Source organism: Streptomyces adustus, assembly GCF_009377175.1.
In the GTDB taxonomy this organism is placed as follows: Bacteria; Actinomycetota; Actinomycetes; order Streptomycetales; family Streptomycetaceae; genus Streptomyces; species Streptomyces adustus.
Map to the genome: position 1 here is coordinate 1 of NZ_VJZD01000555.1, position 1133 is coordinate 1133.

Here is a 1133-nt window from a genome sequence, read left to right on the forward strand (position 1 = left end):
GAGCACCCCCAACTACCCCACCACCAGGACATATACCCAGCCAAAGAGGAATCCAGCACTAGGGTCCGTCTTCAAAGATCATCGGATGGTGGATCATGGTGGGGTGATTCGCCGTCATGAACTCACCGATCCGGAGTGGGAGTTGCTCGCTCCGCTGATACCGCGGGCCGCGACGGGGCGGCCGCGTGTGTCCGACCGGCAGGTCGTCAACGGGATGGTCTACAAGATCCGGACCGGGATCTCCTGGCGTGACCTGCCGGAGCGCTACGGACCGTGGAAGACGGTCTACACCCGCTTTCGCCGCTACGCCTTGGACGGCGTGTTCACCCGGGCGCTCCAGCAGATCCAGGCCCGTGCCGATGCGGCCGGCGACATCGACTGGCTCGTCCAGATCGACTCGACCATCGTCCGTGCCCACCAGCACGCCGCCGCCACCGGCCGAAAAGGGGGACCCACCGGACGGACGAACCGGACGATCACGCCCTCGGCCGATCCCGAGGAGGACTGACCACCAAGATCCACCTCGCCTGCGACGGCAAGGGCCGCCCCCTTGCCATCCTGCTCACACCCGGCCAACGCAACGACGGCATCTGCGCACGGCCTCTCCTCGAACGCATCCGGGTCCCGCGCACCGGTCCCGGCCGCCCTCGCTGCCGACCCGACCAGGTCGTCGCCGACAAGGCCTACAGCTCCCGCGGCTTCCGCGCCTACCTCCGTCGACGCGGCATCGCACACACCATCCCGGAGAAGAAGGACCAGAAGCGGCACCGCCACAACCGAGGCCGCCGCGGCGGCCGGCCACCGGCGTTCGACCGGCAGATCTACCGCCAGCGCAACACCGTCGAACGCTGCTTCAACCAGCTCAAGGGCTTCCGTGGACTCGCCACCAGGTACGACAAGACCGCCACCTCGTACGAAGCGGCGGTCAGTCTCGCGTCGTTCCTGCTCTGGGCAAGATCCGTTTGAAGACGGACCCTAGTAGGGCTTGGTCAGGTTCGTATGGGTGTGGGTATGTTGCGGTGGCAGGTGGGGCAGGCGCCGGTCCAGGTGGCGAGGAGTGTCTGCAGCTCGCGGACGATCCGGTAGAGACTCAGGCCTGCGCTGCTTCTTTTGGGGCGTGTGCCAGTCGTCGC

General features: G+C 67.0%; 1 protein-coding gene. It reads left to right on the forward strand.

Annotated features, from left to right (window positions below):
* The first annotated feature begins 106 nt into the window (after positions 1-106).
* A protein-coding gene (locus FNH09_RS46510) for an IS5 family transposase (RefSeq protein WP_338017884.1) occupies positions 107-966 on the forward strand; the annotation gives its coding sequence in 2 pieces (ribosomal slippage) (positions 107-457 and positions 460-966; 858 coding nt in all).
* The last annotated feature ends 167 nt before the right edge of the window (positions 967-1133 follow it).